Genomic DNA, 26,838 nt, shown 5'->3' with positions numbered 1-26,838 from the left:
AACTGGCTCATGCCCTCTCGGGTATCTCGATCAGGCTCGCTTGACGCGCGATATCCGCAAAGCTGGCGGGGAAGACTCGGGCGGAGTATCGGCGGGAGCGTGGTCGCGGGTGACGCCGCGGCATACGGCGGCGGCGCCACGTCAGGCCGGATTGTGCTGCTGCGGAAACCCTCACTCCACCGTCACCGACTTCGCGAGATTCCTTGGCTTATCGATATCCGTCCCCCGCGCCAGCGCAGCGTGATATGCGAGCAATTGCATCGGCACCGTATGCAGAATCGGCGAAAGCGGCCCGTAGTACTCATTGAGCCGAATCACCTCGATCCCTTCACTCGGCACCAACCCGCAGCCCACATCCGCGAACACAAAGAGCTTGCCATTCCGCGCACTGACCTCATGCATGTTCGACCTGAGCTTTTCGAGCAGCATGTCATTCGGCGCAACCGCAATCACCGGCATTTCGTTACTCACCAGCGCCAGCGGCCCATGCTTCAGCTCCCCCGCTGGATAAGCTTCCGCGTGAATATACGAAATCTCCTTCATCTTCAGCGCGCCTTCCAGCGCGATCGGGTAATGCATCCCGCGCCCGAGAAACAGCATGTTGTCGCGCCTTGCGAGCAGTTCCGACCACGCCATGATCTGCGGCTCCAGCGCGAGCACTTTCGACATCGCATCGGGCAGATGCCGCAGCGCGCGCAGATGTTCCTTCTCTTCGTCGTCGCTTAACCGCCCACGCACCTGCGCAAGCGATAGCGTCAGCAGAAACAACGCAACGAGCTGCGTAGTAAAAGCCTTCGTCGAAGCCACCCCGATCTCGATCCCTGCGCGCGTGACAAACTGCAGCGCACATTCGCGCATCAACGCACTCGTCGCGACGTTGCAGATCGCGAGCGTATGCATCATCCCGATGCGCTTCGCGACATGCACCGCACCAAGCACGTCGGCCGTCTCGCCGCTTTGCGACACCGCGACGACGAGCGTGCGCGGATTCGGCACACTGTCGCGATACCGGAACTCGCTCGCAATTTCCACGCTGGCCGGCAGCTTCGCGATGCTCTCGATCCAGTACTTCGCGGTGAGCGCCGCGTGATAACTACCGCCACACGCGAGCAGCAAAACCGAATCGACGTCATTGAACACCCGCCACGCACCGTCGCCAAACAGCTCCGGCATGATCGAGGACACATCGAGCAACGTATCGGCCACCGCCTGCGGCTGTTCGAAGATCTCCTTCTGCATGTAGTAGCGATACGATCCGAGATCGGCCGCACCGCTATGCGCGGCGACCCGCTGCACTGCGCGCTCGACGCGCTGGCCGGCCGCATCGACGATCCAGTAGCGATGCAGTTGAATATCCGCAACGTCACCGTTCTCGAGGTAAGCGATGCGATCGGTAATCCCCGACAGCGCAATCGCATCCGACGCCAGAAAATTCTCCCCTTCACCGACCCCGACCACGAGCGGCATCCCGTCGCGCGCGCCGACGATCCGGTGCGGCTCGTCGCGGCACATCACCGCGATCGCATAGCTGCCGCGCAGTCGCGCGACCGCGCGCCGGACCGCATCGAACAAATCGCCGTCATACAGGTGATCGACCAGGTGCGCGATCGCCTCGCTGTCGGTCTGGCTCGCGAACACGTAGCCGTGCGCCTGGAGTTCCGCGCGCAGTTGATCGCAGTTCTCGATGATCCCGTTATGCGACAGCGCGATGCGCGCATTGGCGTCGCTCGGCGAGAAGTGCGGATGTGCGTTGAGCGTGACGGGCGCGCCATGCGTGGCCCAGCGCGTATGCGCGATGCCGGTGTAGCCCGACAGTGCCTGTTCGGCGATCTCACGTTGCAGGTTCGCGACGCGATCGACGCTGCGTGCCCGCGCCAGCGCCCGGTCGCGGTAGACCACGACGCCGCATGAATCGTAGCCGCGGTATTCGAGCCGTTTCAGGCCGTCGACCAGGTTCGGCAGGATGTCCCGCTGGGCGACCGCCCCGACAATTCCACACATATCGCGCTCCGTAAATGTCCTGTCTGGATCCGTGAGAGCGATGGTAGGGCGAGTCAAATGGAATTAAATTTCAAAATACAAATAGAAATGAAATGGATAGGAGATCGTCTATCATGTTGAAATTAAATTTCACTCCCTGACCGGAAGGAGCCGCCGATGGCCGGCATTACCCTCGACGATCTCGACCTGCGCATCCTCGCGATCCTGCAGGACGACGCGTCGGTGTCGAACCTGCAACTGGCCGAGCGCGCGCTGTCGTCGCCGCCCACCTGCATGCGCCGCGTGCGGCGGCTGACGGAAGCCGGCGTGATCCGCCGGCAGGTCGCGGTGCTCGACCCGGTCGCGATCGGCACGGCCGTCACCGCGCTGATCGAGATCAGCCTCGACCGGCAGACGGCGGAAGACTACGACGCGTTCGAAGCGTACGTGTGCGCGGAGCCGGCCGTCACGCAGTGCTATCGCGTGTCGCCGGGGCCGCATTTCGTCGTGGTGGCCGATCTGGCCGACGTCGCCGAGTACGACGAATTCGCGCGGCGGCTGTTCACCGGCGCATCGAACGTCCGCAACGTGCGGACGTTCTTCTCGACGCATCGCGCGAAATTCGAGGCGAACGCGCGGGTCACGCATGCGATGCGCAAGCGCGCGTGATCGCGCATTCGCAATGCGTTCGCGAATGCCTTCGCGACGTCATCACGCAGCAGCGTCAGCCGCGCCCGCCAGTTGCAGCGGCTTGCCATACCCGAAGCAATGCGCGGGCTCCGGGAACACACGCTGCCGCACGTCGTGCGCATACTGGCGGATCGCATCGCGCATCACCGCGTTCGCATCGGCGTAACGCTTCACGAAGCGTGGCGTGTACGCATCGAATGCGCCGATCATGTCCTCGGTCACGAGCACCTGCCCGTCGCAGGCGGGCGATGCGCCGATGCCGAGCGTCGGGATCGTCAGCGTTTCGGTGATATGGCGCGCGAGCGCTTCGGCAGTACCTTCGACGACGACGCTGAACGCGCCGGCCTGTTCGGCCGCACACGCGGCGTCGAACACCTGCGCGGCAGAACGCGGGTCCATCCCCTGCGCGCGGAAGCCGCCCGTCGCGTTGGCCTGCTGCGGCATGAGGCCGACGTGCGCCATCACCGGGATGCCGCGCTCGGTGAGGAAGCGGATCGTGTCGGCCATCTCGCTGCCGCCTTCGAGCTTCACGGCCTGCGCGCCGGTTTCCGCGAGCAGGCGCGCAGCGGAGCGATACGCTTGCGCGGGCGATTCCTGGTACGTCGAGAACGGCAGATCGACGACGACGCACGCCTGCGCGGCGCCGCGCACGACGGCCGCACCGTGTGCAATCATCATGTCGAGCGTGACGCGCAGCGTATCGGGCATGCCGTACAGCACCATGCCGACGGAATCGCCGACGATGATCACGTCGGCCACCTCGTCGACTAGCTTCGCCATCGGCGCGGAATACGCGGTCAGCGATACGAGGCTGCCGATGCCCTTGGTCGAACGGATCGCGGTGACGGTCTTGCGGGTGGTGCGGGTATGAGCGCTCATGAGCAGAAGCCGTGTGAAAGAAGAGCCGCCACGGTAGCATCGCGCTCGTTCGTGCAATGACCTTCGGAGGACGTCTTATGGTGCTGGCGGGACAATCGGGTGACCCTTACGCGGTGCCGCCGATGGCGCGCCTGCCGAGGCCGCTGTACGTGCGCGCATTCGGGATTCCCGGCAACGTGAGCATCGACGCGCACAGTCATCCGTGGGCGCAGCTGATGTATGCGACGAGCGGCGTGCTCGAGGTGTCGACGCCGTCGGGCCGGCACCTGCTGCCGCCGCACTATGCGATGTGGATTCCGCCGCACGTGCCGCATGCGGTGTCGACGCGCGATTGCGTCGCGTTCCACAGCCTGTATCTCGACGCCGCGATCGCGCGCGACGACGTGCACGACGATTGCGCGATCCTCTGCATGACGCCGCTACTGCGCGAGCTGGTGATGGCCACGGCCGAATTGCCGGTGAACTACGACGAGACGGGGCCGGACGGTGCGCTCGTCTGCCTGATCGCCGACCGGATCGCACGGATGCGGGCGGCGCCGCTGACGGTGCCGCTGCCGCGCGATCCGCGTCTGCTGAAAATCGCGCGTGCGTTGCATGCGTATCCGGGCGATACGCGCAATCTCGACGAATGGGGCCATCAGGTCGGCGCGACGCGACGCACGCTGTCGCGGCTGTTCCGGCAGGACACGGGGCTGTCGTTCACCGAATGGCGGCAGGCGGTGCGGCTGCTGGCGTCGCTGCCGCTGCTCGATGCGGGCGAGCCGATCGGCGCGGTGGCCGCGCAACTGGGTTACGACTCGACGTCGTCGTTCATCGCGCTGTTCCAGGCGAAATTCCGCGTGACGCCCGGCACGTATGCGAAGCGTGAAGCGCGCCGGCCCGTGCTGAGCGCGTGACGCGGCCGCACGCCATCCTTCAGAACGCGAGCGCCTGCTGCACCGGATGGTGAGCGCCGCGCTCGAACCCCGCGCCTTCGAGCGACAGCAGCGCGCGCTTGCGATCGATGCCGCCCGCATAGCCGGTCAGGCTGCCCGATGCACCGACCACGCGATGGCACGGCACCATGATCGACACCGGGTTCCGGCCGACTGCCCCGCCCACGGCGCGCGCGCCGCTCATCGGCAACCCGACGCGCTCGGTGATCTCGCCGTACGTCACGAGTTCGCCGAACGGAATCGCGAGCAGTTCCTTCCACACCCGTCGCTGAAACGCGGTGCCGCGAAGGTGAATCGGCACCGAGAACGTTTCGCGCGTGCCGGTGAAGTATTCGGCGACTTCTTCCGCGACCTTGCGCGCAAGCGGCGACATGGCGGCCGCATCGGCTTCGGTCACGATCGCAACCGGCGGGAAATATTTCTGGCCGACGAAGTAGAGGCCTGTCAGCGCATCGTCCTCGATGCGCACGGCGATGTCGCCCAGCGGGCTCGGAATCAGGTGAGCGGGAGTCATCGCAACACATCTCCATGAAGGCGCCACACGTGCAGTGCGGCATACGCGCGCCACGGCGCCCAGCGCGCCGCATGCGGCGCGGATGATGGCACGCGCGCAGGTTCGGTGCGCGCGGGAAGCCACGCATCGTCGGCCGGGAACGCATTCGGCCACGCCATCGCCCGCATCGCGACGTACTGCACCGCGCGTTCGTCGAAGCCGGGCAGCGCGCGCAGTGCGTCGAGCGTCGTGTCGAGCGGCGCCATCGGTTCGAGCGCGAGCGTGCCGTCGTCGACTGCGCGTGCGAGCGACACGATCGCCTGGGCGGCGTCGCGCGCGATGCCGATCGTTTCAAGCGCGGAAGGCGGCAGCGCGGCCAGCGTCGCGGCGGATGGCAGCGCGTGCGTGAGGCACGGCGGCGCGCCTTCCACCGCTGTGCCGAAACGCTCGGCGATGCGTGCCAGCACCGGCGTGCCCGCATGTGCCGCCGCAAGCCGTTCGCCTGCGATCGCACGGATCGCAATCTCGACGCCGTCGAACGCGCCGGGTACACGCAGGCCCGGCGAGCCGCTCGCGAGTTCGCCGAGATGCGCGTCGATCACGTCGGGGCGGCTGTCGAGGTCGAACAACCGCCGCACGCGCGCGAGCACGGCCGGCACGACCGGCGCCAGCGCGGGCGACACGGTGACGGCCAGTGCGAAGCGCTGCGGCACGTGCGCGACGGACAGCCAGCCGGCGACGCGCCCGTCGTTCCGGTTCGGCAATTCAACGACACGCGCATAACCCTGCGCATCGATCCGCTCGACGCCGTCGATCTGCCGCTGCGCGAGAAAGCGCATCAGGTCGGCCCACGCGAACGGCGGCCGGTACGGCAGCGGAAACGTCATGTCGCCATCGGCCGACGCGCGAGCCCCTTTGCGCAACCGCAGCGGATTGAGGCCGTACCGTTGAAGAAACAGGTCGTTGAAGCGCCGCACGCTGCCGAACCCGGCCGTCGACGCGACGACGGCCACCGGCAGCGCGGTATCGGTCAGCAGCCGCTTGGCCATCAGCAGCCGGTGCGTCTGCGCGAATTCGACCGGCGACACGCCGAACTGCGCGCCGAAGATCCGGCGCAGGTGGCGCTCGGTCACGCCCACGCGCTGCGCGAGCGCGTCGACGGAATGGGCGTTCAGGAAACCGTCCTCGATCAGCGTGGCGGCTGCGTCGGCGAGATTGCCGGACAGGTCGAGCAGCCCGTGGCCCGGTGCGAGCTCGGGGCGGCAGCGCAGGCAGGGCCGGAAGCCGGCTTTCTCGGCGGCTGCGGCGGTCGGGTAGTAGCTGCAGTTCTGCGCTTTCGGCGGCTTCACCGGGCAGACGGGGCGGCAATACACGCCGGTCGTCGCGACGCCGACGAAGAACCAGCCGTCGAAGCGGCGGTTCCGCGACAGCAGGGCGTCGTAGCAGGTATCGGGATCGAGGCGCATGAGACGACTGTAAACCATCCCGGCCCCCGATTCTGGCTGGAATCGGACATGTGTATCGGCGGCCGCCCCCGCGCGTGCCCGTCGGGAAAATCCGGGAAAAACGGTTAATGCCGCGTGGCGAAACAGTCGTCTCTTTTGCCGCGATCAATTTGAGATGACTCATCGAAATCCCCGACTGACAGGGCAACGGCAGACGTCCTATCCTTTGAAAAACGTTTTCCAGATTGATCGGTGGAATCGGCCGTGCGCGACAGCGCACCGCCGTCCGCCCCGGCGCCGGTCGCCGGTCAACGACATTCGTGCGGCGCGACGGGCGCGGCCGCGCATCGGAGACATTCATGCAATCTGCCGTCGTCGGCGCCGTGCGCGCTGCCGCCAGCCGCTACCGCTGGACCGTCTGTGCGCTGCTGTTTTTCGCGACCGTCATCAACTACATGGATCGGCAGATCCTCGGCCTGCTCGCGCCGATGCTCCAGCACGACATCGGCTGGAGCCAGGTGCAGTACGGCCGCATCGTGATGGCGTTTTCCGCGTTCTATGCGCTGGGCCTGCTCGGCTTCGGGCGCATCGTCGACCGGCTCGGCACGCGCATTTCGTACGCGCTGGCGATGCTGGTGTGGAGTATCGCCGCGATGCTGCATGCGGCGGTCGGCTCGGTGACGGGCTTCGCGTTCGTGCGCGCGCTGCTCGGGATCGGCGAGGGCGGCAACTTCCCGGCCGCGATCAAGACGACGGCCGAATGGTTCCCGCGCCGCGAACGTGCGCTCGCCACCGGCATCTTCAACTCGGGCGCGAACATCGGCGCGGTGTTCGCGCCGGCGATCATCCCGGCGATCGCGGTGGCCTACGGCTGGCGCGCGGCGTTCGTGATCGTCGGTGCGATCGGCATCGTGTGGCTTGCGGTGTGGCTCGTGTTCTATCGCCAGGCCGATACGCGCGCGCTGGCTGCCGAGTACGACGAGCCGCGCGACGAAGCGGAAGCGCTCGATGCAGCGAACGCGAATGCCGGCGCGCCGCGCTGGGGCGAACTGATCCGCAAGCGCGAGACGTGGGCGTTCCTGATCGGCAAGTTCCTGACCGACCCGGTGTGGTGGTTCTACCTGTTCTGGCTGCCGAAGTGGCTCAACGAATCGCGCGGGATGGACATGCAGCACATCGGCCTGCCGCTCGTCTGCATCTATGCGCTGACGACGGTCGGCAGCATCGGCGGCGGCTGGCTGTCGTCGATGTTGCTGCGCGCGGGCTGGAGCGTGAACCGTGCGCGCAAGACGGCGATGCTGATCTGCGCATGCTGCGTGCTGCCGATCGCGTTCGTGTCGCAGGTGCAGAGCCTGTGGGCCGCGGTGCTGATCGTCGGCCTCGCCGCCGCCGCGCACCAGGGCTGGTCGGCGAACCTGTTCACGACGGCGTCCGACCTGTTCCCGCGCCGCGCGGTGGCATCGGTGGTCGGCATCGGCGGGATGGCCGGTTCGATCGGCGGCGTGCTGTTCTCGGAAGTGATCGGCCAGGTGCTGCAGCGCACGGGCCACTACTGGGTGCTGTTCGCGGTCGGCGCATCGGCCTATCTGGTCGCGCTGGCCGTGATGAACGTGCTCACGCCGAAGATGAAGCCGGCGCAGCTCGACGCGTGATTGCGTGATCGCGTAATCGCAGGTCCGCAAACGAACGCGCCGCCCGAGGGCGGCGCATTTTCCTTTGAAGGCGCGAAGCAGGGAAGTCAGCCGACCGCGGCTGTCGACGCGCGCATGATCAGCCGCGGCTCGAACGTCGAATAGCTCGCATCGGTGCGGCCCGCGAGCGCATCGATCAGCTTCTGCATCGCGAGCTCGCCCATGTTTTCGCTCTGGATGTCGACGGTCGTCAGCGCGGGCGCCGCGTATTCGCCGTACGGCACGTTGTCGATGCCCGCGACGGACACGTCCTGCGGCAGCCGGAAACCGAGCGACGCGGCTTCCTTCATGAAGCCGAGCGCGATCAGGTCGTTGTAGCAGATCACGGCCTGCGGGCGCTGCGGCCCGAGCATCACGCGCGAACACGCCCGCTCGCCGGCTTCGGCGGTCGGCGCATGCGCGTCGTGCACGTCGAGCGTGAGCCCGGCTTCCGCGAGACAGTCGCGCGCGCCCTGGATCCGCTCGTCGTTCACGCGTGCCGTGCCGAAGCCGAGATACGCGATGCGCGTATGGCCGAGATTGAGCAGGTGGCGCGCGAGCATGTAGGTCGACAGCCGGTTGTCGATGCCGACACTCGGAATCGGCAGGCCGGGGCTGCGACGCAGCAGCACGAGCGGCTTGTTGAGATCGAGCATCCAGCCGGCTTCTTCATCCGGCATCCGCGTGCTGACGATCAGCCCGTCGACGCGCTGCGCGAGCGCCTCGATCAGCGAGCGTTCGCGCGCCTGGTTTTCCTCGGTATCGACGAGCAGCAGCGTGTAGTCGTGCTGCAGCGCGACGCGGTTCGCGCCCTTCACCACGTTCGTGAAGTGCGGGTTGCTGATGTCGAGGATCACGAGGCCGATCGTGCGCGTGCGGCCGGTGATCATCGAGCGCGCGAGCGGGTTCGAACGGTAGCCGAGGCGGTCGATCGCTTCCTTGAGCCGTGCTTCGACGGTCGGCGAGAAGCGCTGTGTGCCGTTCACGTACTTCGATACCGTCGCGACCGACACGCCGGCTTCCGCCGCCACGTCGCGGATCGTCGGGGAAACTTTTTTCATTCGAAGGGTAACGTTTTCGTCCGATAACGCCGGATTGTGGCAGAAAAAGGGGGCGTGCGGCCACGCGCCGATATCGGGAAAGTGCGGATGGCTGCGAACGGGTTCGACCATTGACGTTCGGTCATACCACCGCGTATAGTTGGAAAACGTTTTCCGATTTTGGTCAGATTCAAGGAGAATCGATGAACGCCTCATCCACCGGCGCACGCAAACCGTTCGGGCGCCTGCTGCTGACGGGCGCGGCCGGCAACCTCGGCCGCCAGTTGCGCGGCGCGCTCGCCGACTGGGCCGACGTCGTGCGCGTCAGCGACATCGCGACGCTCGGCGACGCCGCTGCGCATGAAGAAACCCGCGTCGTCGACCTGGCCGACCGGGCCGCGGTGATGCAGCTCGTCGACGGCGTGGACGCGATCGTCCACCTCGGCGGCATTTCGGTCGACGCGCCGTTCGACGATCTCGTCGGCGCGAACATCACCGGCACGTACAACCTGTACGAAGCCGCGCGCAAGCACGGCGTGAAGCGCGTCGTGTTCGCGAGCTCGAACCATGCGATCGGCTTCCATCCGGTCACGGAAGTGCTCGACGCCGATTCGCCGCTGCGCCCCGACAGCCTGTACGGCGTGACGAAGTGCTTCGGCGAATCGCTGTCGCGCTACTACTTCGACCGCTTCGGGATCGAGACGGTGTGCCTGCGGATCGGCTCGTCGTTCGAAGTGCCGAAGAATCCGCGCATGCTCGTCACGTTCCTCAGCTATCGCGACTTCATCGAGCTTGTGCGCTGCTCGCTGCTGACGAACCGCGTCGGACACGCGATCGTGTACGGCGCGTCGGACAACCCGGTGAAGTGGTGGGACAACACGAAAGCCGGCTTCCTCGGCTTCCGCCCACGCGACAGCTCCGAGCAGTTCGCCCGGTTGTTCCCGGTGACGGCGCCGACCGCCGACTACGACGATCCCGCACAGCGGTTCCAGGGCGGCGGGTTCGTCGTCGGCGAGCCGATGGAGCGGCAGGCGTCGTAAGCGTCGCCGGCGTCGCGGCTCAGCGCAGGATGTCGGTCGCCTTGTGCCGCGCGTCGACGCCGTCGATCAGGATCAGCGGGCCGCTCGCGTGTCGTGCGCGCAGCGGCTGGATCTGCCGGTACGCATCCGATTCGTACCACGCGCGCGCGGTGTCGAGATCGGCAAACGCGATCGCGATCAGGTCGCCGCGCCACACGCCTTCGCGTACGTCCGGCCGCGCGCCGTGAATCACGAAATGGCCGTCGAACGGCGCGAGCGTGCCATCGATGCGTTCGAGGTATTCGACGATGTCGTCGCACATCTCGACGTCGTGCAGGTGGGCGATGGCGTAGGCGGTCATGGCGGGCTCCTTGAAGTAATGCGGGCCGTGCGTCGATGGCGCCACGATCGCGGCGCGGGCCGCGCGCGTCGATTACCTGCGACGTAAGCAAATCTGCACGGCCGAGGAAGGGGGGCTGCGCGTGCCGGCCGACACGCCGCTCGTGCGGCGCGGCAGTGCCTACGCATACCGCTTGCCGGAACGCATCGTCAGCCAGTGCCGCCGTGCAGCCGCGCGGCCGTCAATGCTGCTTGCTGCAAGCCGGATCGGTGTCACGCCGCTCGGCCGAATCGCACCAGTAACTCGGCCGCCACGCGTCGAACGTGACGGCTTTCGCCGCATTGGCGCGCGTGACGCGCACCGGGTCGGCTTTCAGCACATCGCCGTCCGGGTCGTCGTTGAAGCGCCAGTTCCGGAACACCTCGCGATGGAACACCCACGTGCGATGCGCGGCGTCGTAGCGAAACGTCACGCGGTCGCGCCAGTGGTCATGACCCGCGAATACGCCCTGTTCGACCGTGAACGTGCGAGATTCGATCGTGAGCGCGTTGTCCGCCACGCCGTTGAGATACGGGTCGCCCATGCCGCCTTCGTCGGCTTTCATGATCACGGCGTCGTTGCGCGCCGCCAGCCGGTAGTGCCCGTCCTTGCCCTGCAGGAAGATCATCAGCGGACGCAGCGAGGCCTTGCTCGTCGAGTCGTCGGGCCGATGCGCGACGACGACATAACCTGGGCGGGGGCTGTCGGTCAGTCGCCCGGACGCGGCATCCAGCGCTTCGTAGCCGGCGGGGAGCTGCGCGACGATGTCGTCCGGAAGATCGGGTGTGTCGGGGCAATCGAACGACGCAGGCGTGTCGGCGCAGGTCATGGCGTAGGCGCCGCCGATGCCGAAGGTCAGCAGCGCGGCGGCGAGGAATCCTTTGATGCGGGGGAGGGTCATGCGGATCGGGTCATGAGGTCACGGTGCGGAAGCCGGCGCGCACGCGTCGTCTCGCCGCGGCGCGGATTGATGGTTCGGTGAGTGGCAAAGTGCAATCGCAAAGTGCAATCGCGAAGTGCAATCGCGAAGTGCAATCAGATTACGCGCGCTTGCGCGTCGGCCTTGGGACGGGCGCGGGCACCGCCTCCAGCGGTTCGCCGGCCTGCGCGCACAGCCGGTCGAGCATCCGTTGCGCGGCGCCCGCGCAATCCTCGCCCTCCGGCTTGTTCACGATCTCTTCGATCAGCACCTGCAGATGTTGCCGGTTCTGCGCGAGACGCCGCTCGAGCAGCGCGATTTCGTCGACCTTGTGCCGCAGCGCGGCCAGCAGTTCGTCGCGCGGCCACGCGCCGAGATCGGGCGGCAGCACCGCGCGGATTTCGTCGAGCGCAAAGCCCGCGCGCTGCGCGCGGTCGATGATCGCGAGTCGCGTCAACGCTTCCGACCCGTATTCCCGATACCCGTTTGCCTGCCGACGGGCCGGTTCGAGCAGGCCGCTCGCTTCGTAGAAGCGGATGCGCGACGCCGCGATGCCGCTGGCCCGCGCCAGTTCGCCGATTTTCATGCTGTGCTCCAAAGGGGCTTGACCTTAAAGTTGACTTTAAAGTTATCGTTGGGCATCGTCAATCGAGGGTGCCCTCCATGAACCTGTTTACACCGCTGACACTGCCCAACGGGGCGGTGATTCCGAACCGTCTGGCCAAGGCCGCGATGGAAGAGAACATGGCCGATGCGAACCACGCACCGTCCGACGCGTTGCTGCGCCTGTATCAGGCGTGGGCCGACGGCCAGGTCGGCCTGATCCTGACCGGCAACGTGATGGTGGACGGCCGCGCGATGACGGGGCCGAACGGCGTCGTGCTCGAGAGCGACGCGCATCTCGAGCGCTTTCGCCGCTGGGCGCAGGTGGCGCGCTCGGGCGGCGCGCACGTGTGGATGCAGATCAATCACCCGGGGCGCCAGATGCAGGCGGCGCTCGGCCAGACGACGCTCGCGCCGTCGGCCGTGCCGCTCGCGCTCGGTGCGCTGTCGAAGCAGTTCCCGGTGCCGAAGGAGATGACGCCAGCCGATATCGCCGACGTGCAGCAGCGCTTCGTGCGCGCGGCGCAGCTCGCGGAGCAAGGCGGCTTCACCGGCGTGGAGATTCACGCGGCGCACGGCTATCTGCTGAGCCAGTTCCTGTCGCCGCTGACGAACCGCCGGCAGGATCGGTGGGGCGGCAGCATCGAGAATCGCGCACGCCTGCTGCTCGATATCGTGCGGGACGTGCGCGCGACGGTGGCGCCGGAATTTGCCGTCGCGGTCAAGCTGAACTCGGCCGATTTCCAGCGCGGCGGCTTCAGCGCGGACGATGCGAAGCGCGTGGTCGAACTGCTGAATCCGCTCGGCGTCGATCTCGTCGAGCTGTCGGGCGGCAGCTATGAAGTGCCGGCGATGCAGGGCGAGGCGCGCGACGGGCGCACGCTGGCCCGCGAAGCGTATTTCCTCGAATTCGCGCGCGACATCACGGCCGTCGCGCGGATGCCGCTGATGGTCACGGGCGGCATCCGGCGTCGCGTGGTCGCTGAGCAGGTGATCGACAGCGGCGTGGCGATGGTCGGCATCGCGACCGCGCTGTCGATCGAGCCGAACCTGCCGCGCGACTGGCGGGCCGGCAAGGACAGCGCGCCGGTGCTGGAGCCGATCCGCTGGAAGAACAAGGCGCTGGGCGCGCTGGCCAACATGGCCGTCGTCAAGTTCCAGCTCGCGCGGCTAAGCGTTGGCCTGCGCACGCACCCGCAGGTGTCGCCGCTGCGCGCGCTGGTCACGCAGCAACTGGCCGCGCAGTGCCAGACGCGGCGCTACCGGAAGTGGATGGCGGGGCGCGCGGCAGGCACGCGGGCGTGACAGCGGTCGTTCGGCGCTGGGTGGTTTGCTGCCTGACGATCCACGGTGTTCATGCGATTGCGTGAGCGGCGTCGCCTTCCGGGCGTTGACGCGAATCGGTGCGAGCGTGGCGCCGGTGCTGGTGACGTCGCTTTCCAGTGCGTGCCCGGCGGGGGAGAAGGCCGCGAGCAAGGCGGCGGGCAGCATCAATCTGAACTTCATGTTTCGTTATCCTTCGAATCGATGGAATCGCTTCGCGATCACGCGGCTGCGCGTGCCGCACGGCCGAACAGCAGACGGTCGATCAACCAGACCGCGACGATCGTCGCGCCCATCAGCGGGAAGGCGACGCCGAGCAGCACGAGCCCCGCGATCCAGCCGCGCATCGGCGGCGTGCCGCGCTCGCGCGACGGCGCACCGAGCTTGCCTGCAGGGCGGCGCTTCCACCACATCACGGTGCCCGTGACGGCCATCGCGGCGAGCCCGAGCGACAGCACCGCGCAGACGATCTGGTTCGCGAGCCCGAAGTAGCGGCCCATGTGCAGCGACGTGCCGTACGACACGGCGCGCGATACCGCGCCGTAGTCGTCATAGCGGATGTCCTTCAGCACGGCGCCGTTGTACTGGTCGATGTAGATCGTCCGCTCGGCCTTCGGGTCGTCCGGGAAGTACGACGCGGTGAACACGCCGTCCGCGCCGGACGGCAGCGCGAGCGTGTAGCCGCTCGTCACGCCGAGGCCCGCGACGATCGCGATCGCGCGTGCCAGCGGCAGCGGTGCCGGCGTCGGCGCCGACGGCGAATGCGGGACGGGCACGTTGCCGACCGCCCACGGCGTTTGCGGCAACGGCAGGTCGTCCATCACCATCCCCGGCATCGACTCGCCGGATTCGTGGTGATGGCCGGACGGCGCGGCAGCCTGGGCAGGCGCGGGCGCCGCGGCGGCACCCGGGCGCGTCGAGCGCACCGACGCGCCGCCCCATGCGCCTTCCGGCGCGCCGAGATTCACGGTCGCGGCCAGCGCCTTGAAGTTCTTGCCCCACGAGCCGGACCACGGCAGCCCCGTCAGGATGAAGGCCACCGTGCCGGCCGCGAGCCAGATGCCGGCCGTCGCGTGGAGGTTTTTCCACAGCGGCCGGCCGCGCAGCGACAGGTCGGGGCGCAGTGCCTGCCCGACGCGCGCAGCGCCTCGCGGCCACCACAGCGCGATGCCGGTGCCGATCATCACGAAGGTCCAGCACGCGGCGAGTTCCATCAGCAACTCGCCGGTCTTGCCGAGCAGCAGCTTGCGATGCAGCATCCGGTCGATCTGCATGAAGCGGTTCTCGACGCTCAGCGTGCCGAGCACGCTGCCGTCGTACGGGTTCACGTATACGCTCTCGCGGGTGCCGTCGCGCAGCCGGAACACGTATTCGGCGCTGCGGTCCGGCGCGGTCGCGACCTGGATGGAAACCGGCGTCGCGCCGGCCGGCATCGCGGTGCGCGCGCGCGCGAGCAGCGCGTCGGGTTCGAGGCGCGGCGTGGCGCGCGGTTCGACGACGAGCCGGTGCGGATACAGCAGCGGCTCGATCTGCGGCTGGAAGCAATAGAGCGTTCCGGTGATCGCGAGGATCACCAGGAACGGCATGACGAACAGGCCGGCATAGAAGTGCCAGCGCCAGAGCGTCCGGTAACCGGCGTGAGCGGATTGGGCGGGCGAGATGGCTCGCTCGACGGTGGTCGACATGGTGTCAGCTCCTCGTGTGCGTTGAGCGGCCACGCCGGCGCGTGCCGGCGGGCGTCAACGTGCGTCGCGCCCGCCTGCGCGCATCGACGGAACAGGCGGCGCGGCGCCATGCGCGGACGGTGCGCATGACGGCGTCGCCCGCGCGGTGCGGGCAGGCGGGTGAACGCGTGAATCAGGTCGTATGAGACGAACGGCGTGCAGGCCCATGCACGTCGACGTACACGAGCCGCTGGGCGGAACCGTCAGGAGAACAGGGGCGGCGCGCGGGAGGGGGGGCGATCGTCGAAGATCGATCGCACGACCGGAATACGGTCGAAGTGAATCCGGACGCGCCGCGGCGCGGCGGCGGGAAACAGCAGCACCAGCAGCACGAACGACGCCAGCGCCGTGAACAGCGCGGCACCGAATGCGCACAGGCTGTCGCCGTTTCCGGAGGACGCCGTGCTGTCGGCATGCGCGTCATGCTTGAGCGCATCGGCGAGCGCCCGCGCGTCGTTGGCCGGTGTGATCGGCGCGCCGGCATCGAAACGGGCGGCCAGTGCCGCCACGTCGACGATCAGCGGGCCGCGGCCCGAACACAGCACCACCGAGCCCGCATCCGGACCGTCCGGATCGAGCATCACGGCACCCGACATCAGCGCGCGGGAGAGCAGCGTCACGAGGAGGAATCCCCACAGAAGCTGTCGCGCGACGCCTTGCCGGAGCAGGAAGCGGCGAAGTGCGTTCATGGCGCGCGATTGTACATCCGTTTGCAGGGAGGGGCCGGTCGTCACGCCGATGCGCGGAATCAGCCCGGCGTGTTGCCGGAAGCGAATGGGGCGCATCCGCTGCGGCTATTCCGAACCGAACGATCCGCTGCCGGGCCGTGCGTTCGCCGGGCCATACGACCAGGTGCCGTCCGCGCGGGCGGTCAGCACGTTGCCCGAGCGCCGGTCGTACAGATGCCACTGTTCGTCGGCCGGGTCGTCGCCGTAGGGCCAGGTCGTCAGCTTGCCGCCGAGGTCGAAGTCGAACATCCACGAACCCGGCTGTGCGCGCGGCGCGACCGATTGCAGGATCTGCCCGTCGAGACGTTGCGCGGCGGCCGCGATGTCGCCGGACCGGGATTCGCTGTGCGCGAGCTCGTGACCGTCGAGCGCGATCGACCAATGGCAGTAGCAGATCCACAGATGCCCGTTGCCGGCGACCGTCACGTGCCGCGATGCGAGCCTGTCGCGTGCCGCCGCGGACAGGCCGGGCGAGCCGGCAAGCGGCTCCCTGACATGCAGCGCGGGTTGGCCGAACTCGAACGTGAGAAAGCTGCCCTGGCCTTTCGTCACGGACCAGGCGGGGGTTTCGCAGATGGCCGGCCAGATCTGGTCGAAGTCGACAGCGTTCACGGCGTGCGTCTCGCATCGGCGAAACCGGCCACGGCGGCGTTCGCGCTGTCGTCAGCGTCGGCCAGCAGACCGGACAGGTCGGCCGGCGGCCAGCGCCGCATCGTCCGCTCGACGTCGTGATCGTAGCGGCGATCGTTCGGGGCGAGATGCGGTTGAGCCTTGCGCCCGTCGCACTTCACGAACACGCCGGGTGCGCCGGCCCGCCGGGACTTCCGGCTCCTGATGCTCATGCGGCGAGATTGTCGGGCAATCGCGCGACGCGCATCGGGCATGGCCGCCGTGGCCGTGCTTGCCGCCGGCGGCAGCCGATGCGGTGGGCCGGCTCAGGCCGGATACGCATCGTCGACTTTCAGGTTCGCGAGCCGGAACAGCGTGCGCAGCGTCTGCGGATGAATGTCGCGGTGCGCGGCGAGCGACGTCAGCATGAAGTCGAGCACCTTCGCGTAGCGGAGCAGCACGAGGCAGCGCGCGAGATCGGGCGTGCGGCCGCGCATGTCCTCGGCGAGGTGGACCATTTCGGTGGACAGCGAGCGCGCCATCTCGAGTTCCATCTGCTGTTTTTCGGTCCAGTCGGGCAACGGCTGTTCGAGCAGCTTCGCGAGAAAGAGCTGGAACGACGTGTCGGACGAATTGGGCAGCGCATCCATGAAGGGCCTCGTAACTTGCTCGAACCGTTCGGGTGTGTCCGCTGGACGCGCCCGACGGTGGGTTTGTGTCCGCGCGGTGAACGGCGCGGCTGTCTCCCGAATGGAATGCAGGTTCCGTACCAGCGCCGCGAGACGATTGTTGAGCAATGTCGAGCGACGGTGCGATGCGGGGCGGCGAGTCCCGCCGGTGCTGGGTGGCGGACGTGGTCGGGGCGGCCATCGGCACGCGCGGCGCGATGCATGCCGGGTACGCGGGGCGGTGCGGCGAGGCGAAATGCTTCATGGATGTAACGTAACGCCGGGATAAAACGCGTCGCGTGTTTCCGCGCCGGTCTGACGAAACGTACCGGCATGCGCGTGCCGCCTGCGCCTGCCAAGCGTTCGGCGGGCCGGACGCGGCGGTACGGGACGGCTGCCAGGGTCGGCTAAAACCGGTGGCGAATGTGACCGGTGTTTCAAAACCGAGACGGTTTCGCGCGCGGCGCCCCGGTCGCACGACCGCCCAACTGGCCCAGCGAATTGCCGGCCAATTGTCCATGGGCAGACGGCGCGTGTTTGCCAACAATCCCCACATCATCCCTGCGAGGTTCGACATGAGCGTCCACACCTTCTTCTCGGCCAACCTGCTGCTGGCCTACACGGCTTATTTCCTTGGTTCGGCCAGCCCCGGACCGAGCAATCTCGCGATCATGTCGGTGGCCGCGAACCAGGGCCGCAAGGCGGCGCTCGCGTTCGCGCTCGGCGTCATTTCCGGCGCGATGTTCTGGGCGACGGTGGCGGCGTTCGGCGTGTCGGCCGCGCTGCTGGCGTGGTCGAAGCTGCTGGTCGCGATCAAGATCTTCGGCGGGCTGTACCTGCTGTGGCTCGCGTTCAAGTCGGGGCGCACGGCGTTGTCGGGCAGGGCAGCGACATCGCTGAACGCAACGGGCGAACAACGGCTGTCGCGCTTCTATGTACGCGGCGCGATGCTGCACCTGACCAATCCGAAAGCGATCCTCGTGTGGGTGTCGATCGTCGCGCTGTCGTCGAACGGCGCGGGCGCGTCGCACGGCGCCGTCGTGCCGGGCTGCCTCGTGATCGGGTGCCTGGTGTTCGGCGGCTATGCGCTCGTGTTCTCGATGGACGGCGCGCGCCGGCTGTACGTGCGCGGCCGGCGCGCATTGGAAGCGTGTCTCGCCGTCGTGTTCGGCGTGGCGGGGGTCAGGCTGCTGGTGACGAACGTCTAGCCGCGCTTGCCGGAAACGCTCCGCCGCACCGACGTGCGACGGAGGCTCCGGCATCGATCACCGCGAAAGCGGCTTCAGAAAATGAAGCCCGTGTTGATGAACTTCGAGTAGTGATCCGACACGATCGAATCGAGCAGCTGCTTGCTCCCTTCGGTCTGCTTCGCCGCGACCATCGAGCGGATCGAGAACGCGCGCAGCGCGTCGCTCACCGACAGCGTGCCTTCCGCCGAATCCTTGCGGCCCGCGAACGGGAACACGTCGGGCCCGCGCTGGCACTGGCAGTTGATGTTCACGCGGCACACCTGGTTCACGAGCGGATCGACGAGCGCGCCGATCTGCGCCGGATCGGAACCGAAGATGCTGACCTGCTGGCCGTGATCCGACGTCGTCACGTAGTCGAGCGCGGTGTCGACGTCGTCGAACGGCGCCACCGGAATGATCGGCCCGAACTGTTCCTCGCGGTACAGCTTCATCCCCTCCGACACCGGGTACACGACGGCCGGATAGAACAGCGTCTTGCTGAACTCGCCGCCCGAATGGTTGACGACCTGCGCGCCCTTGGCCTTCGCATCGTCGATCGCCTCCGTCATGTAGGCCGTGCGATGCATGCCGGGCAGCGGCGTGATGCTGACGCCCTTCTCCCACGGCATGCCGATCTTCAGCTGTTCGAGCGCGGCGGTGAAGCGCTTCAGGAATTCGTCGACGATCGAGCGGTGCACGAGCAGCATCTTCAGCGCGGTGCAGCGCTGGCCGTTGAACGACAGCGCGCCGAGCAGGCACTCCTTCACGGTGAGGTCGAGATCGGCGTCGGGCAGCACGATCGCCGCGTTCTTCGCGTCGAGGCCGAGGATCGCGCGCAGCCGGTGCGATTTCGGGTGCTGCTTCTTCAGGTGGTCGGCCACCTTGCTCGACCCGATCAGCGCGAGCACGTTGATCTTGCCCGATGCGAGCATGTGCGGCACGACCACCGCGCCCGGCGCGTAGATCGTGTTGATCACGCCTTTCGGGAACGCGTCGCGGAACGCCTCGAGCAGCGGCTCGAACAGCAGCGTGCCGTACTGCGGCGGCTTGAACACCACGGTGTTGCCCATCAGCAGCGCGGGGATCAGCGTCGCGAAGGTCTCGTTCAGCGGATAGTTGTACGGGCCCATGCACAGCACGACGCCGAGCGGCGTGCGGCGGATCTGGCCGATCGTGCCTTCCGCGATCACGAAGCGCGAGTTCGCGTTGTCGAGCTCCTTCAGCGCGTCGATCGTCTGCGTCATGTACGTGACGGTGCGATCGAACTCCTTCTGCGAATCGGCGAGGCTCTTGCCGATCTCCCACATGATCAGGTTCACCACCCGCTCGCGCTGCGCGACCATCTGCTTGATGAAGTCCTGCATGCACGCGATGCGCTGCTCGACTTTCATCGTCGGCCACTCGCCGCGGCCGGCGTCGTACGCGCGTACCGCGGCGTCGAGCGCCGCGTCGCTTTCCGTTTCGCCCATCACCGGGTAGCTGCCGATCTCGACCTGCTCGACGCTGCCGTCCGCCTGTCGCACGCACACGGGCGACAGCACGGTCTTGGTCGCGCCGTCCCACGGCCGCAATGCGCCGTCGACGAGCGACACGCGCTGGTGAATCGGCGAAGCGAGCCGGTATTCGGCGGGGATGTCCTGAAAGGCGGGAAACAGCTGCTGCAGGGAGGCGGAATCGGGCATGACGGTCTCGTTTGACGGGGTGTCCGGGAAGGACGGGTGATGCGAATCCTGAGCTGAATGATCGTCGATCCTGAATCGGCATGATGACGCGCGGACGACGAAGCGTCACGCGCGAGCATGGCCGAATCAATAATTGGAACCAGTTCCATTAAAAAGGAACGCCGGCGCGAATGCAAGATTTGCCGATCCGTGCCGCCTGCATCGTAAGCATTCAGAAAGACTGTTGCCGAATGCTTGGTATAACCCGCCATGAACCGTCGCAAACGTTTCCCTGTGACTAGATTGCGCGGATAATGGCCCAGCGCGGCGAAGAAAAAAAATGAAGTGAGCCTGAGAGCATATGTAGTGAAGAACGGAAGAAGGTCCGCCGCGTTGCCGATGCGAGGTCGGCTGCCCGGAGCGCCGGGTCGGGGTTGCCCGGTCCGGCGCGCACCGGACTTTTGCGCCAGTCCCGCCTGTTTCGGCGGATGCTTCGTGATCCTCGCCAGTCTCTTCGTCGTCGTCCCCCGAATCCCGCCTTTTCCCTGACCGTCGTCGCCGGACGCGGCCGATCCGTTTCTTTCGTTTTCGTTACGATCAGGGTGCTTCAAGGCGCAAAACGGAAAGGCATTCGTCAGGAATCCGGAGCGCAATACGCACGGACGTTGCAGGCAGGCGACACGTCAAAAATTAACTAAAAACGCGAATCATTCTCGTTTAATATTTCGCTCCGTTACGAACCGTGACAGGACGTCACGGTTCCTTTCGTGCCGGTCGTGCCGGCCGGCATCCACCCGCGCCGGCCGGTAGATGCGACGGGGAGATCCCCCGTCGCGTCATCTTCTTCACGAAAAGAATTTCGCCAGTCGATTCACCGTGCGATTCGCGCGCTGGCCGGACGCGTTTCCGTTCGCCGTTTTCCCTCAGCCTCTACTTCAACGATGAAACTCAACAAGAGCGCGTGCCATGCGCTTCTGATCGCCACGTCGCTGGCCGGCGCCCGCACTTCGTTCGCGCAGGCGAGCGACGCCGCGGCGACCTTGCCCGCGATCTCCGTCAATGCGGCAGCCGAGCATGCGTCGTACGACGGCGGCCATTCGCGCGCGGCGACCAAGACCGACATGTCGCTGATGGACGTGCCGCAGACCGTGAACGTCGTGCCGCACGCGGTGATCGAGGATCAGAACGCGACGTCGCTGCAGGATGCGTTGCGCAACGTGCCGGGCGTCGGGTTCTCGGTCGGCGACGGCCAGCGCGACCAGATCACGATCCGTGGCTTCAACAGCATCACGGATCAGTACGTCGACGGCATTCGCGACGATGCGCTCTACTACCGCGACCTGTCGAACGTCGATCGCGTCGAAGTGCTGAAGGGGCCGGCGGCCGTGCTGTACGGGCGCGGCTCGGCGGGCGGCATCGTGAACCGCGTGCTGAAGCGGCCGCAGGCGAACCCGGTGAACGACGTGGGCGTGACGCTCGGCACGCGCGGCGAGCGGCGCGGCGAATTCGACCTCGGCTGGAACGCGAACGACGCGGCGCGCTTTCGCATGACCGGCGCGGCCGAGAACTCGAACAGTTTTCGCGACCAGTTCCAGCTCAACCGCCAGGCGATCGCGCCGTCCGCGCAGTTCAAGCTCGACCGCGACACGGTGCTGAACGTCGAATTCGACTACCTGCACGACCGCCGCACGTCCGACCAGGGCCTGCCCGCCTACCGCGGCCGGCCGGTCGACGTGCCGATCAACACGTACTACGGCTCGGCCGACGCGGCGAACAGCTCGTACAACGACGTGTCCGCGAAGAGCGCGACGGTGTCGCTCGATCACCGCTTCAGCGATTCGCTGTCGTTCCATGGCGCGATCCGCGCGTACGACTTCTCGCTCGAACGCAAGAACTACGTGACGTACGAGCCGATCAAGACCGCCGCGCGCCCGGTCGTGACGCTCGACCAGTCGACGCGCCAGCGTACCGACCACGGCATCGACGGGATGTTCGAGCTCACGCAGAAGACGTCGCTGTTCGGCATGCGCCACGAGCTGCTGTACGGGCTCGAACTGTCGCAGCAGCAGAAGTTCGACACGATCTACAGCGTGTCGAAGGTCGCGACCTACGATCTCTTCAATCCGCAGCAGGTGGTCCTGCCCGGCGTGCCGACCGGCGCGCGGGCGAAGACGAATGCGTCGACCGTCGTCGGGCTCGCGGGCGTCTACGCGCAGGACCTGATCTCGCTGACCGAGCACTGGAAGGTGCTCGCGGGGCTGCGTTTCGACTACCTGAACCAGATCCGTCACGACTACACGTCGTCGAACGTCAACCTCGACCGTACCGATCACGCATGGAGCCCGCGCGTCGGCCTGATCTACGAACCGCTCGACTGGCTGACGCTGTACGGGTCGTTCAGCCAGTCGTTCTCGCCGCTCGCCGATACGCTGATCAGCTCCGGTGCGTTCGCGAACGGCGCCGCGCTCGCGCCGCAGAAGACCACCGCGTATGAAGTCGGTTCGCGCTTCGACCTCGGCGGCAAGGCGACGGCCAGCGTCGCGCTGTTCGACATGCGCCAGACCAACCAGCAGATCGGCGACCCGGCGAATCCCGGCTACGCGCTGCCGATCGGCACGCAGCACGTGCACGGGATGGAACTGGGCTTCACCGGCGAGATCGCGCCGAAGTGGTCGGTGTATGCAGGCTACGCGTACCTGAACGGGACGGTCGACGGCTCGCCGCAATCGACGGCGGCCGGCATCGCGGTATCGAGCAACACGCCGGGGCTGATGCCGCGCCACAGCGCGAACCTGTGGCTCAAGCGCGAGCTGCCGTACGGCTTCTATGCGGCAGCCGGCATGCAGTTCCAGTCGGCGCGCTATACGTCGGCGAGCGATCTCGTCACGCTGCCGTCGTTCACCGTGTTCAACCTGGGCGCCGGGTATCGCAGCAAGAAGGTCGACGTGACGCTCACGCTCGACAACCTGTTCGATCGCCGCTACTTCATTGCCGCGCACGGCAATGCGGACCTGTACAACATGCCCGGCGATCCGCGCACGCTCACCGCCACGGTGAAGTGGCACATGTAACGCACGCGATGCACGCGCCGGGCGACAATGCGGGTCTTCGTCACGACGATCCGCACCTGACTGCCCATGATCCGCCAAGCGCTTGATGTGTCGACCCTGAACGGCCGCGCCCGCGCGCTGTTCTTATCGTTGTTGGCGTGCGGCCCGGTCGCGGCGGCCGCACGGACGATCCCGGCGGATGCCGAGCCGGACTGCCATTCGGTGCATGTCGGCCGCGCGATTACGCTGTCGGGCCGTTACGCGCTCGACTACGGTGACGCAACGATCGGGCCGGACGTGTGGTTCGAAGAGGACGGCGCATCGGCGCGGCGCTTGCCGGACCGCTCGCAACGCGCGGGCGTGATCGACTTCACGAACCAGCGCGATGCGCTGCGCGGGCTGCGGCTCCCCGCCGCGCAGCCCGACGGCGTATGCCGCTTCGACGGGTACGCAACGATCGTGATCCGCGATCTGGAGACGGTATGCCCGGGGCTGGAAACGCCCGATCGCGCGCGGCTGGTGAGGGTCGTGACGGCCAGTGTGCCGGAGCGACACGCATGCGAGGCCACTGCGCGATGACGCCGGCGCAATCGCGCGGTTATTCGACGTCCTCGTCGTCCTCCATCTCGCCGTCATCGGCATCGGGATCCGGCGCCGCATACGCGCTGGCCTGCTCGAGCAGCCAGCCGCGAAACAGCTCCAGCGGCTTGCTGTGGCTGAACTCCGTCGGATACACGAGGTAGTACGCGGAATCGCCGACCGTCGCCGCATCGCACGGCACCACCAGCCCGAGCTGCTGCAGTTGTTCCTCGACGAAGAATTTCGGCACGAGCGCGACGCCGAGCCCGGCCGCGGCCGCGCTGATCAGCATCGTGTGCAGTTCGTAGCGCACGCCCTGCATCGTGCGGATGTCCTCGACGCCGTGCGTCTCGAACCACTGCGCCCACGCGCCGGGGCGCGTCGTCGAGTGCAGCAGCGGGTACGCGAGCAGATCCTCGACGCGCTCGACGGGCCCGTGGAGCAGCGCGGGCGAGCAGATCGGCACGACTTCCTCGCCGAACAGGTAGTCGGACGACGTGCCGGGCCAGGTCGGCTTGCCGTAGTGGATCGCGGCCTCGAAGTGCGTGTCCTCGAACGAGAACAGGTCGGTGCGGCTGCCCATGTTCACGCGCACGTCGGGCGTGCGGTCGTAGAAGCTCTTGATGCGCGGGATCAGCCAGTGCGACGCGAAGGTCGGCAGCACCGCCAGCTCCAGGTAGCCGCCGCCGCTGCCGTGCGCGATGATCGACAGCGTGTCGCGGTCGAGCGCCTCCAGCGCGCGGCGCACCTGCGTGCCGTACAGCTTGCCGGCGCGCGTCAGCACGACGCGCTGCTTCACGCGGGCGAACAGCCGCACGCCGAGGCTGGCTTCAAGCGTCGCGATCTGCCGCGATACCGCGCTTTCGGTCAGGAACAGCTCCTTGGCCGCGTGCGTGAAGCTCTCATGGCGCGCGGCGGCTTCGAAAGCCACGAGCGCGCCCATGTTGGGGATCTTGAATTTGCGCATGATGTTCGATTCGTCTGATGATCCGGGCCGCACGACGCAAGGCGGAAGGCGAGGCCGGGGAGCCGCTGATAATTCCAAAAACTCATCACATATCAATTTAATCTCGCTTTACGCCCGGCTGCAACCCTTTGAATAATGCTCCCCACGCAAGGTCAGGCGCCCGCTGGGCGGCCGGCCGACGAGTTGCCGGCACGTTTGCCGGCGGTCCCCCGAGACGAGAATCCTGATGCGCAATCCGAATATCGAGAGCTTGCTGACGAAGCTGCTGGGACAGGCGAAGACCGACGCCCTGTTCTCGACCCTGAACATGCCGGCCATCCTCGAAGAATGGGAAGACGGTGTCGTGACGCGCGCGGAGATCGCGCAGGCGATGAACATGGCGCTGTTCGAAGGGCTGCTCGAACGGTCGGCGAACGGCCGCGCCTATACGGCCGACGCGATCGAAAGCGGCGGCTCGGTCTATTTCGACCACGGCGCGCTGCGCACGGTGCGCTGGCCGCACACGGGCGCGCTGCCGCCGGGCGAGGCCGCGTTCACGCGCATCCTGCGTCCGCTCGGCTTCCGCCTGAACGGCCGCTATCCGCTCGACAAGCTCGGCATGACGGGGCGCGCCTATGCGCATGAAGACGCACCGGACGAAATCGCGCAATTCTTCGTCAGCGAGCTGCATCCGGAACGGTTCTCGAAGGAATTCCAGCAGGCCGTGACGAACGTCGTGAGCACGTCGCGCGACCCGCTGTCGCCGGCGGCCGTCGCGCTGCTGTGGGAAGTCGAGCGCGAAGGCTGGCTGCCGCTCGACGCCGCGCACGCGCTGCTGCCGGAGATCGTCGGGGCGTTCGCGCGCCAGCACGACCTGCCGAACGAGCTGGACTACGAAACGTTGCTGCTGGAATCGGCGGAAATGGCGTGGATCTCGACCGAAGGCAACGCGTTCAACCATGCGACCGACCGCGTCGCCGACGTATTCAAGCTGTCCGACGACGAGAAGGCGAAGGGCCGGCCGATGAAGCCGGAAGTCGAGCGTTCGCGCTCGGGCCGCGTATTCCAGACCGCGTATCGCGCGGATACCGTCGAACGCGAATTCCGCACGCGCGACGGCGGCACGGTGAAGCGCAACGTGCCGGGTTCGTTCTACGAGTTCATCACGCGCAAGCGCACGTTCGACCAGGCGGCGCGCCGCTGGGTGACCGACCTGCGTTTCGATGCGGGTAACGCGCAGGGCATCTTCAAGATGACGGCGAACGCGGCGAAGTAACACAGCGAAAGCGGCGCGCGCCGCTTACGGAAGAGGCGAATCGATCGGGCAGGGCGCAAAGGCGTCCTGCCCGATTTGCGTTGGGCGGCCCGTGATGCAGCGGAACACGCGCGGCCGGGAGAACGCCGGAGCACGGCGTCATGGTCGTCGGTGTGATGGGAAGGGAGCGGAAGGCGGCTGGCGGCAGGCGCATGCCGCGCGCCGTGCCGTCAGAAGACGTGCGTGATCAGGTAGAACAGCACCAGCAGCCCGACCGGCACGCCGAGCAGCCAGGCGATCAGGTATTTGCCCATGTCGTTGTCCTGGTGGCCGCGACGCCGTCGGCGCCGCGGCGGGTTGTGTCGATGTGCGATCGCGTCACAGCTCGCGATCGAATTCCTTCAACTGCTTCTCGGCCGCATCCCGGGCAATCCCGTAACGCTCCTGGATCTTCCCGGTCAGGTACTCGCGATTGCCGTCGGCCACCTTCAGGTCATCGTCGGTCAGCTTGCCCCACTTGGCCTTCAGCTTGCCGGCGAGCTGCTTCCACTGGCCTTTAATCTTGTCCTCGTTCATCGTGTGCTCCTTGTCGTGCAGGGATAAAAGGCGCGGCGGCGTGCCGCGCCGGGAGGTCAGGCCTTCGCCTTCAGGCCGGATGCGTCGACGTGCTTCACGCCCTTGATCGCGCGCGTCACGGCGATCGCCTTCTTTACGGCGATCTTCGTCGGCAGCACGCCCGTGAGCGTGACGACACCGTCGACCGTCTTCACGCTGATGTCGGTGCTTTTCACGCCGTCGGTGGTCGCGAGTTCTCCCTTCACCTTGGTCGTGATCCACGTATCGGTGACGGGCTGGTTCGATTCGGTCTTCATGCCGTTGTCGGTCGATGTGTCCTGCGCAACCGCGTTCGTGAGCGGTGCGGCACTCAGCAGGAAAGCCGCGCTGACGGCGAGCAGCGTCGAAAGGTGCGAGGTCTTGTTCATGGATGTTCTCCTTCGATTGACGTGGTGAATG

General features: G+C 67.1%; 26 protein-coding genes. 9 read left to right on the top strand and 17 right to left on the bottom strand.

The genetic code is table 11. The annotated features are described in order from the left end of the window. Nucleotides 1–171: 171 nt before the first annotated feature. Complete coding sequence (glmS, locus tag G3N64_RS09435) at nucleotides 172–2,001, bottom strand: glutamine--fructose-6-phosphate transaminase (isomerizing) (protein ID WP_205783589.1); 1,830 nt, start codon at nucleotides 1,999–2,001, stop codon at nucleotides 172–174. Between the two features lie 156 nt (nucleotides 2,002–2,157). On the opposite strand from glmS, the gene G3N64_RS09430 reads away from it, so the two are divergent. Further along, complete coding sequence (locus tag G3N64_RS09430) at nucleotides 2,158–2,649, top strand: Lrp/AsnC family transcriptional regulator (protein ID WP_205783588.1); 492 nt, start codon at nucleotides 2,158–2,160, stop codon at nucleotides 2,647–2,649. A 42-nt stretch (nucleotides 2,650–2,691) separates the two neighbouring features. On the opposite strand, the gene panB is transcribed toward G3N64_RS09430, so the two are convergent. Next, a complete protein-coding gene (panB, locus tag G3N64_RS09425; protein WP_205783587.1) occupies nucleotides 2,692–3,549 on the bottom strand; it encodes a 3-methyl-2-oxobutanoate hydroxymethyltransferase in 858 nt (285 codons plus the stop codon). 77 nt (nucleotides 3,550–3,626) lie between these two features. On the opposite strand from panB, the gene G3N64_RS09420 reads away from it, so the two are divergent. Beyond that, nucleotides 3,627–4,445, top strand: coding sequence for a helix-turn-helix transcriptional regulator (locus G3N64_RS09420; RefSeq protein WP_205783586.1), 819 nt, complete (start codon nucleotides 3,627–3,629; stop codon nucleotides 4,443–4,445). A 19-nt stretch (nucleotides 4,446–4,464) separates the two neighbouring features. Here G3N64_RS09420 and G3N64_RS09415 read toward each other — a convergent pair whose 3' ends face one another. Further along, entirely contained in the window at nucleotides 4,465–4,998 is a 534-nt protein-coding gene (locus G3N64_RS09415; RefSeq protein WP_205783585.1) for a methylated-DNA--[protein]-cysteine S-methyltransferase, read from the bottom strand. Next, on the bottom strand, nucleotides 4,995–6,461 hold the full coding sequence (locus G3N64_RS09410; protein WP_205783584.1) for a DNA-3-methyladenine glycosylase 2 family protein: 1,467 nt from the start codon (nucleotides 6,459–6,461) through the stop codon (nucleotides 4,995–4,997). The genes G3N64_RS09415 and G3N64_RS09410 overlap by 4 nt, the downstream gene beginning before the upstream one ends. Nucleotides 6,462–6,781: 320 nt before the next feature. Here G3N64_RS09410 and G3N64_RS09405 point away from each other — a divergent pair, with 320 nt between their 5' ends. Continuing rightward, nucleotides 6,782–8,074 (top strand): MFS transporter, encoded by a 1,293-nt coding sequence (locus G3N64_RS09405; RefSeq protein WP_205783583.1) that lies wholly within the window; start codon nucleotides 6,782–6,784, stop codon nucleotides 8,072–8,074. An 86-nt stretch (nucleotides 8,075–8,160) separates the two neighbouring features. Here the strand turns inward: G3N64_RS09405 and G3N64_RS09400 are convergent, their stop codons facing one another. Then, nucleotides 8,161–9,264, bottom strand: coding sequence for a LacI family DNA-binding transcriptional regulator (locus tag G3N64_RS09400; protein WP_205783582.1), 1,104 nt, complete (start codon nucleotides 9,262–9,264; stop codon nucleotides 8,161–8,163). 71 nt (nucleotides 9,265–9,335) lie between these two features. On the opposite strand from G3N64_RS09400, the gene G3N64_RS09395 reads away from it, so the two are divergent. Then, nucleotides 9,336–10,172, top strand: a complete 837-nt coding sequence (locus G3N64_RS09395; RefSeq protein WP_205783581.1) for an NAD(P)-dependent oxidoreductase — start codon at nucleotides 9,336–9,338, stop codon at nucleotides 10,170–10,172. Between the two features lie 19 nt (nucleotides 10,173–10,191). On the opposite strand, the gene G3N64_RS09390 is transcribed toward G3N64_RS09395, so the two are convergent. From G3N64_RS09390 to G3N64_RS09380, 3 genes are all read right to left on the bottom strand, one after another. Continuing rightward, nucleotides 10,192–10,512, bottom strand: a complete 321-nt coding sequence (locus tag G3N64_RS09390; RefSeq protein WP_205783580.1) for a DUF1330 domain-containing protein — start codon at nucleotides 10,510–10,512, stop codon at nucleotides 10,192–10,194. 220 nt (nucleotides 10,513–10,732) lie between these two features. After that, the gene (locus G3N64_RS09385) at nucleotides 10,733–11,431 is read right to left on the bottom strand and encodes a hypothetical protein (RefSeq protein WP_205783579.1); all 699 of its coding nucleotides are present in this window, start codon (nucleotides 11,429–11,431) and stop codon (nucleotides 10,733–10,735) included. A 139-nt stretch (nucleotides 11,432–11,570) separates the two neighbouring features. Further along, on the bottom strand, nucleotides 11,571–12,035 hold the full coding sequence (locus G3N64_RS09380) for a MerR family transcriptional regulator (protein ID WP_205783578.1): 465 nt from the start codon (nucleotides 12,033–12,035) through the stop codon (nucleotides 11,571–11,573). Between the two features lie 77 nt (nucleotides 12,036–12,112). Here G3N64_RS09380 and G3N64_RS09375 point away from each other — a divergent pair, with 77 nt between their 5' ends. After that, nucleotides 12,113–13,357 carry an NADH:flavin oxidoreductase/NADH oxidase family protein gene (locus G3N64_RS09375; protein WP_205783577.1) on the top strand — a complete coding sequence of 415 codons (1,245 nt, stop codon included), beginning with the start codon at nucleotides 12,113–12,115 and terminating at the stop codon, nucleotides 13,355–13,357. A gap of 239 nt (nucleotides 13,358–13,596) precedes the next feature. Here the strand turns inward: G3N64_RS09375 and G3N64_RS09370 are convergent, their stop codons facing one another. The 5 genes from G3N64_RS09370 to G3N64_RS09350 all read right to left on the bottom strand — a co-directional run bounded on the left by G3N64_RS09370 (nucleotide 13,597) and on the right by G3N64_RS09350 (nucleotide 17,086). Then, on the bottom strand, nucleotides 13,597–15,060 hold the full coding sequence (locus G3N64_RS09370) for a PepSY domain-containing protein (RefSeq protein WP_205783576.1): 1,464 nt from the start codon (nucleotides 15,058–15,060) through the stop codon (nucleotides 13,597–13,599). A 242-nt stretch (nucleotides 15,061–15,302) separates the two neighbouring features. After that, nucleotides 15,303–15,788 carry a hypothetical protein gene (locus tag G3N64_RS09365; RefSeq protein ID WP_205783610.1) on the bottom strand — a complete coding sequence of 162 codons (486 nt, stop codon included), beginning with the start codon at nucleotides 15,786–15,788 and terminating at the stop codon, nucleotides 15,303–15,305. A 105-nt stretch (nucleotides 15,789–15,893) separates the two neighbouring features. After that, nucleotides 15,894–16,439 carry a hypothetical protein gene (locus G3N64_RS09360; protein WP_205783575.1) on the bottom strand — a complete coding sequence of 182 codons (546 nt, stop codon included), beginning with the start codon at nucleotides 16,437–16,439 and terminating at the stop codon, nucleotides 15,894–15,896. Beyond that, nucleotides 16,436–16,669 (bottom strand): hypothetical protein, encoded by a 234-nt coding sequence (locus tag G3N64_RS09355; RefSeq protein ID WP_205783574.1) that lies wholly within the window; start codon nucleotides 16,667–16,669, stop codon nucleotides 16,436–16,438. Before G3N64_RS09355 ends, G3N64_RS09360 begins: the two co-directional genes overlap by 4 nt. Nucleotides 16,670–16,762: 93 nt before the next feature. Continuing rightward, nucleotides 16,763–17,086, bottom strand: coding sequence for a hypothetical protein (locus G3N64_RS09350; RefSeq protein ID WP_021162626.1), 324 nt, complete (start codon nucleotides 17,084–17,086; stop codon nucleotides 16,763–16,765). A 593-nt stretch (nucleotides 17,087–17,679) separates the two neighbouring features. On the opposite strand from G3N64_RS09350, the gene G3N64_RS09345 reads away from it, so the two are divergent. Next, nucleotides 17,680–18,312: a LysE family translocator gene (locus G3N64_RS09345; RefSeq protein WP_205783573.1), complete on the top strand. Its 633-nt coding sequence runs from the start codon at nucleotides 17,680–17,682 to the stop codon at nucleotides 18,310–18,312. A gap of 74 nt (nucleotides 18,313–18,386) precedes the next feature. On the opposite strand, the gene G3N64_RS09340 is transcribed toward G3N64_RS09345, so the two are convergent. Further along, nucleotides 18,387–20,015 carry an NADP-dependent glyceraldehyde-3-phosphate dehydrogenase gene (locus G3N64_RS09340; protein WP_205783572.1) on the bottom strand — a complete coding sequence of 543 codons (1,629 nt, stop codon included), beginning with the start codon at nucleotides 20,013–20,015 and terminating at the stop codon, nucleotides 18,387–18,389. A 920-nt stretch (nucleotides 20,016–20,935) separates the two neighbouring features. Here G3N64_RS09340 and G3N64_RS09335 point away from each other — a divergent pair. Then, the gene (locus G3N64_RS09335) at nucleotides 20,936–23,065 is read left to right on the top strand and encodes a TonB-dependent siderophore receptor (RefSeq protein WP_205783571.1); all 2,130 of its coding nucleotides are present in this window, start codon (nucleotides 20,936–20,938) and stop codon (nucleotides 23,063–23,065) included. Between the two features lie 66 nt (nucleotides 23,066–23,131). Then, nucleotides 23,132–23,623, top strand: coding sequence for a hypothetical protein (locus tag G3N64_RS09330; RefSeq protein WP_241020861.1), 492 nt, complete (start codon nucleotides 23,132–23,134; stop codon nucleotides 23,621–23,623). A 19-nt stretch (nucleotides 23,624–23,642) separates the two neighbouring features. Here the strand turns inward: G3N64_RS09330 and G3N64_RS09325 are convergent, their stop codons facing one another. Continuing rightward, complete coding sequence (locus G3N64_RS09325) at nucleotides 23,643–24,590, bottom strand: LysR family transcriptional regulator (RefSeq protein WP_205783570.1); 948 nt, start codon at nucleotides 24,588–24,590, stop codon at nucleotides 23,643–23,645. A gap of 226 nt (nucleotides 24,591–24,816) precedes the next feature. Here G3N64_RS09325 and G3N64_RS09320 point away from each other — a divergent pair, with 226 nt between their 5' ends. Next, complete coding sequence (locus G3N64_RS09320) at nucleotides 24,817–25,845, top strand: DUF1338 domain-containing protein (protein ID WP_205783569.1); 1,029 nt, start codon at nucleotides 24,817–24,819, stop codon at nucleotides 25,843–25,845. Between the two features lie 357 nt (nucleotides 25,846–26,202). On the opposite strand, the gene G3N64_RS09315 is transcribed toward G3N64_RS09320, so the two are convergent. Next, the gene (locus G3N64_RS09315; RefSeq protein ID WP_205783568.1) at nucleotides 26,203–26,400 is read right to left on the bottom strand and encodes a CsbD family protein; all 198 of its coding nucleotides are present in this window, start codon (nucleotides 26,398–26,400) and stop codon (nucleotides 26,203–26,205) included. Nucleotides 26,401–26,456: 56 nt separating this feature from the next. Beyond that, nucleotides 26,457–26,807 (bottom strand): BON domain-containing protein, encoded by a 351-nt coding sequence (locus G3N64_RS09310; protein WP_205783567.1) that lies wholly within the window; start codon nucleotides 26,805–26,807, stop codon nucleotides 26,457–26,459. Nucleotides 26,808–26,838 lie beyond the last annotated feature (31 nt).

This window comes from Burkholderia sp. Ac-20344 (genome assembly GCF_017104975.1).
GTDB lineage: Bacteria > Pseudomonadota > Gammaproteobacteria > Burkholderiales > Burkholderiaceae > Burkholderia.
The sequence above is the reverse complement of the archived record's forward strand: the minus strand, read 5'-3'. Positions and strand labels throughout refer to the sequence as shown.